A 5788-nucleotide genomic window follows, 5' to 3' on the forward strand; every position below is an offset into this window, starting at 1 on the left:
CAGCACGTTGCACGACGGGACCAGCTTGGCGTCGACGGTGCAGTTCGTCCCTGGCGTCGTGACCGGCCTGGTCGGGGCGGGGGTCTTGAGCGTGAGGATCAGCTGCGGCCCGTTGCCGCCCTTCTCCGTCGACTGGAAGCGCGCGATCGCGTTGGTGGCGCTGGAGGTGACACCGAACGTGTACGTGCCGGCCTTCGCCACCACCGTCGTCACGTCGAAGGACACCGACCCTGCCGACGCGGCCGGCTTCACCGTGGCGACCTCCGCGCCGACCGAGGGGGCGTTCCGGCCGGTGAGGGCGGCCTCGGTCCACGACGTCGCGCCGACCTTGCGCACCGACACCGACGACGGTAACGGCGTCGAGGTGTCCCGCGACAGCTTCACCTCGGCCCTGGCGACCGTCGACCCCGCCGGCAGGGCGGCGACGGTGAACTTGACGAACCCCGTCATCCGGTCTCCACCCTTGGCCCCGGCGACCACCGAGTCGCTGCCACCGAATCCGTACGTCGGCCGGGCGGAGGACACGTAACTGTCGTCCGAGGCGGCAACCCGCACCGTCGACGACGTCCCGGCGGCGGCAGCGGCAGGGGGCGGAACGACTGCCGACACACCGGCCGCGGCGCAGAAGGCGGCAACGGCAACGGAGACCGCACGGCGGAAAGAGGGTTGGGGGTGAGTCACGGGGGGCTCTCCTCGTCACAACGACAACTGCCCGGGGGTGGGCACCACCACAGACTCCCCACCACCCGTAGCCACCCCGGGTCGCCACCGGTTGCCATCCCGGTACCACCACCCCCACCGCGACCATCCACAAAGGACACGCCGCGGTGCGGAACGGTTGCCCGGCCACGCAACCAACTGGCAGCCGTACGTCACCGTCGCTGAACTTCAGTCGCCGCCCCGGCGGCCGTAGCGTTGAGTGCGAGCCAGTGACCGCCCCCACGAGCCAGTGACCGCCCCCCAGAGGAGATGCGCGATGACGCAGATTGTCGTTTCCGAGCCGACCGTCACCGTCGCAGCCGAGCTGCCCGAGCGCTGCGACCGGTGCGGCGCCGCGGGCAAGGTGCGAGCCTTCCTCCCGGGCGGCGGCGACCTCACGTTCTGCGGTCACCACGCCAACCGCTACGCCGAGACCATCCGCACCTGCGCCGACCGTGTCGTCGTCGAGTCCGGCTTCGGCTGGCGCGCCCCCTGACCCACCCGGTATCCCCCTGACCCACCCGGTATCCCCCTGACCCACCCCGCCGCGCACCGCGTACCCGCCCCCCACGGACGCCCGCGCCCCCCGAGCCCCATCCCCGCGCGAGCCCCCGGCGCGCGGGGATGGGGCCGTCGTGTTTCGACCGAGCGACCCAGCAGGTTGATCAGCTTTTCCGGAACAAAGGTGAAGTGCCACTGCACATCCGTTCCGGAAAAGCTGATCAACGCTGAGGTGGGTGCGGTGTGCGGGGGTGGTGTTCGGCGAAGAGGGGGTCGTCAGCGGGGGGCGGTCGCTAGGTTCGGGGAGCGGTCCGACGGCGGGTCACCCGTTCGGGGTCGGCCCGCCGTCCGCGTGTTTTAGGACTTTTGGGGTTGTTTGCACTATAAGTTCTCCGTGGCGCCACAGCGACCGGGTGAGGTTGGCGGGGCGGTCCGTCCCGATCGGCGCCCCCGGCCGTCGGGCGGGCCGGCCGTCAGGCATGCGCCGTACGCGAGAACACCGCGCGAAGCGCGCACCCCCGGCCCGACAGGGCCGGCGGACCCGTACGGCGCCGTACCGGAGACCGTGGTCGCTCCGGACCGCCCGCTACGCCGTCTCGGATGGGTTTTCGCTCTGAGCGTGGGTGTTCCGTTGGCCGCGCTCTCCGCGGTCCTGCCCACGACGGCGGCCGACACCCTCACGCACGCGACCAGGGCCGCGGCCGTGATCGCCGCCGGCGTGGCCGTGGCCCGGCGGCGCAACGGGTGGGCGTTGATCGTCGCGGTGTGCGCGGCGTGGGTGGTGCTGTCGGCGGTGACGGGACCCGGGCTGCCGATGCTGCTGCCCTACCCGGCCGTGGCCGCGGGACTGGTGTGGCTCTCGCGTTCGGGTGGGCCGGTGGCGCCGGGGCTGCTCGTCGACGCGGCGGTGATCACCGGGGCGGCGGCGATCGGTGGCTGGCTGATCGTGCAGCCGACCGGGGGGAGCACCGGGCTCGCGTACGTGGTGCTCGATCTGCTCCTGGTGGCGGCGGCGCTGCGGCTGGTCGGCTTCGGGGGACGGCCACCGCCGGCGCAGCTGATGCTCACCGCCGCCGTGGCGGCCCTGGTCGGCGGCGACCTCCTGCACGCGCTCGGCGCGCCGGCGTATCCGTTGCACACGCTCTGGACGGTCGGGGTGGCGGCCGCGGCCCTTCACCCGGCCAGCGACCGCCGGCCGCGGGGGCGGTCGGGACCGGTGGCCGTGTCGCCGCGGCGGCTGGCCGTGTTCGCCGTGCTGGCGCTGACGGTGCCGGTCGCGCCGGCGCTGGTCGAGGACGCGCCCGCGACCGCGCTCGTGCCCGGGTTCCTCGGCGCGGGCGTGGCGCTGCTGCTCGTGGTGCGGCTGGCGATGCTCGCGTCGCTGGTCGGGAAGACGGCCGAGGCGCTGGCCTACACCCGGGCCCAGCGGGAGGCGCTGCGCAACGAGCTGACCCACCGCGCCAACCACGACCCGCTGACCGGGCTCGCCAGCCGGGCCGCGCTCACCGCCCGGCTGAACGGACCGCAGCGGCAGGGCAGCCTCGTGCTGTTCGACCTCGATGGGTTCGCCGAGATCAACGACGCCCACGGGCACGAGACCGGCGACGCGCTGCTCATGGAGGTCGCCGGCCGGCTGCGGACGGTGTTCCGGAACACGATGCTCGCCCGTCTCGGCGGCGACGAGTTCGCGGTGCTGTGCCGGGGGGATGCCGAGGCGGCGGCCCGGCGGGCCCTGGCCGCGCTGCGTCCGGCGTACCGGATCGGTCCGCGGGAGCTGCACGTCACCGCGAGCGCCGGGATGGTGCGCATCTCCAACCCCGCCGAGGCGCTGCGCGACGCCGACCTGGCCCTGGACGCGGCGAAGACCACCGGCCGCGACCGGCTGGTGCTCTTCCGGCCGGAACTGAAGGAGGCGCTGCTGCGGCGCAGCACGCTCGCCGGCGGCCTGCGGAACGCGCTCGACCGGGGCGAGCTCGAGCTGCACTTCCAGCCGGTGGTGGAGCTGGCGACGGGCCGCATCGTCGCCGCGGAGGCGCTGCTGCGCTGGCGGTACGGCGGCGAGCAGGTGCCGCCGGTGCAGTTCGTGCCGCTGGCCGAGCAGACCGGGCTGATCGTGCCGATCGGCTGGTGGGCGATGCGGGAGGCGTGCGCGCAGGCGGCGCGCTGGTTCTCCCGGCACGGGGTGGCGGTGACGGTGAACGTGTCGGCGCACCAGCTGCGGGAGGAGGGGTTCGCGGAGGGGGTCCTCGACACGCTTTCGGCGGCGGGCGCGCCGGGGGAGGCGCTGATCATCGAGGTGACCGAGTCGGTGCTGATCACCGACGCCGGCTCGACCCGGGCGGCGCTGGAGCGGCTGCGGTCGGAGGGGGTGCGGGTCGCGGTCGACGACTTCGGTACGGGGTACTCGTCGCTGTCGTACCTGATGTCGCTGCCGGTGGACGTCCTCAAACTCGACCGGGCGTTCGTGGCTCCCGAGCACGAGCACCGCCAGTACGCGATCACCGGTGCGGTGCTGCAACTGGCGGCGGTACTCGATCTGGTGACGATCGCGGAGGGTGTCGAGGGCGACGGTCAGGCCCGCGCGCTGACCCGGCTGAAGTGCCCGCTGGCGCAGGGATACCTGTACTCGCCCCCTGTTCCAGCGCCGATCATCGATGCCTTGCTGGATCCGTAACCGATCGTGTGCGGAACGTGGTCTCACTGATTCGCACCGCCTGTGCGTCCCCCCGGCACCCATCCGGCGGTTGTCTTAGTGACGAAGCACACGGTGAGTGACTTCGGGAGGGGATGACATGTCGGTTCAGGAACTCGCGAGCATGCGGGCCGAGGCCCTGTTCGTGTCCGACCTGCAGCGATCCGATGTGCTGACCGCAGATCTCGTGCGGGACGCCGTGTCGCGCAACGTCCGCCGCTACGGTCCGCGCGGCCTGGCCGCCCGGGTCGCGGAGGAGTACGGCGAGCACCCCGAGTGTGCGGTCGGCCGCATGAGCTGGTGCCTTGGCACTGTGGAACTCGCCTACGCGTGAAATCTTAGGTCCGTGCTGTTCGCGGACCTCGCGGCCACGTCGGCCGCGGTGGCGGCCACGTCGGGCCGCCTCGCCAAGATCGACCTGCTCGCCGACTGCCTGCGCCGGCTGGCCGCCGACACGGACGACCCTCGCGTCCTCGCCGCCGGCGCCGCCTACCTCGCCGGCGAGCTCCTCCAACGGCAGACCGGCGTCGGCTACGCCAGCCTCCGCGACCTGCCGCCTCCCGCTTCCGAGCCGTCGCTGACGGTCGCCGACGTCGACCGGCGCGTCGGCGCGATGTCCGTCGTGGCCGGGCGCGGATCGCAGGCCGAGCGCCGTCGTCTCCTCGAAGAGCTTTTTGTGACGGGCACAGTCGACGAACAACGAATGCTCGTCGGCCTGTTGAGTGGTGAGCTGCGCCAGGGCGCCCAGGCGGGTCTGCTCGCGGACGCGATCGCCAAGGCCGCTTCCGTTCCCGCGACGGCGGTTCGCCGGGCGCTGCTGCTGTCGGGGTCGCTCACCGAGGTGGCGGCGGTGGCGCTCACCGGCGGATCGCTCGACGACTTCCGCCTGACGGTCGGGCGGCCGTTGGCTCCGATGCTCGCGTCGAGCGCGCCCGACGTGGCGGCGGCGCTCACGTCTGTCGGCATGCCGGCCATCGCGGACGTGAAGCTCGACGGCATCCGGGTACAGGCGCACCGCGACGGCGACACCGTGAAGGTCTTCAGCCGCAGCCTCGACGACATCACCGCGCGCGTGCCGGGGGTCGTGTCGGTGGTTGGTTCCCTGCCCGTCCGGTCGGTGGTGCTCGACGGCGAGGCGCTGGGCGTCGGCCCCGACGGGCGTCCGCTGCCGTTCCAGGAGACGTCGAGCCGCGCGGCGAGGCGCGACGGCGCGCTGCCGGTGCAGCCGTTCTTCTTCGACGTGCTGCACCTCGACGGCGCCGACCTGCTCGACGCGCCGCTGACCGAGCGGTGGGCGGCGCTGTCCGCGCTGGCCCCTCCATCGGCGCTGGTGGGGCATTACGTGGTCGACTCGCCCGACGCCGCCGACGCCGCCTGGCGTGACGCGCTGGCCGCCGGGCACGAAGGGCTGGTCGTCAAGTCCGCGTCGGCGCCGTACGACGTGGGTCGCCGGGGCGCCGCGTGGGTGAAGGTCAAGCCCCGGCACACGCTCGACCTGGTGATCCTCGGCGTCGAGTGGGGCAGCGGCCGCCGCCGCGGGTGGCTGTCGAACCTGCACCTGGGCGCCCGCTCCGGCGACGGTTTCGTGATGCTGGGCAAGACGTTCAAGGGCCTGACCGACGAGATGCTGAAGTGGCAGACCGAGAAGCTGCTGTCGCTGGCCACAGACAAGGGCGAGTGGGTGGTGAAGGTGCGGCCCGAACTGGTCGCCGAGATCGCGTTCGACGGGGTGCAGCGGTCGTCGCGCTACCCGGGCGGGGTGGCGCTGCGCTTCGCCCGCGTGGTGCGCTACCGCGAGGACAAGACGGCCGCGGAGGCCGACACCATCGAGCAGGTGCGTGCGCTGGCGACCTGGTTGACCTAGCCGATCGATTCCAAGGTCTGGCACGGGATGAC

The 5788-nt window shown here is 73.1% G+C and carries 5 protein-coding genes; 4 read left to right on the forward strand and 1 reads right to left on the reverse strand.

What is annotated here, in order from left to right:
- Nucleotides 1-681 (reverse strand): CBM96 family carbohydrate-binding protein (locus Voc01_RS13100; protein ID WP_307781569.1); only part of this gene is annotated, 681 nt, incomplete at its 3' end.
- A gap of 295 nt (nucleotides 682-976) precedes the next feature.
- Between Voc01_RS13100 and Voc01_RS13105 the strand changes: the two genes are divergently transcribed.
- The 4 genes from Voc01_RS13105 to Voc01_RS13120 all read left to right on the forward strand — a co-directional run bounded on the left by Voc01_RS13105 (nucleotide 977) and on the right by Voc01_RS13120 (nucleotide 5756).
- A complete protein-coding gene (locus tag Voc01_RS13105) occupies nucleotides 977-1195 on the forward strand; it encodes a DUF7455 domain-containing protein (RefSeq protein WP_203927653.1) in 219 nt (72 codons plus the stop codon).
- Between the two features lie 624 nt (nucleotides 1196-1819).
- Nucleotides 1820-3874 carry a putative bifunctional diguanylate cyclase/phosphodiesterase gene (locus tag Voc01_RS13110; RefSeq protein ID WP_203927654.1) on the forward strand — a complete coding sequence of 685 codons (2055 nt, stop codon included), beginning with the start codon at nucleotides 1820-1822 and terminating at the stop codon, nucleotides 3872-3874.
- A gap of 118 nt (nucleotides 3875-3992) precedes the next feature.
- Nucleotides 3993-4226: a hypothetical protein gene (locus Voc01_RS13115; RefSeq protein ID WP_203927655.1), complete on the forward strand. Its 234-nt coding sequence runs from the start codon at nucleotides 3993-3995 to the stop codon at nucleotides 4224-4226.
- A 12-nt stretch (nucleotides 4227-4238) separates the two neighbouring features.
- Nucleotides 4239-5756 (forward strand): ATP-dependent DNA ligase, encoded by a 1518-nt coding sequence (locus tag Voc01_RS13120; protein ID WP_203927656.1) that lies wholly within the window; start codon nucleotides 4239-4241, stop codon nucleotides 5754-5756.
- Nucleotides 5757-5788: the final 32 nt, after the last annotated feature.

This window comes from Virgisporangium ochraceum (genome assembly GCF_016863655.1).
GTDB lineage: Bacteria > Actinomycetota > Actinomycetes > Mycobacteriales > Micromonosporaceae > Virgisporangium > Virgisporangium ochraceum.

Bases quoted from the DNA above. Each gene is read 5' to 3' on its own strand.
- Voc01_RS13105 (WP_203927653.1), top strand. From the start codon at position 977: ATGACGCAGATTGTCGTTTCCGAGCCGACCGTCACCGTCGCAGCCGAG.
- Voc01_RS13115 (WP_203927655.1), top strand. From the start codon at position 3,993: ATGTCGGTTCAGGAACTCGCGAGCATGCGGGCCGAGGCCCTGTTCGTG.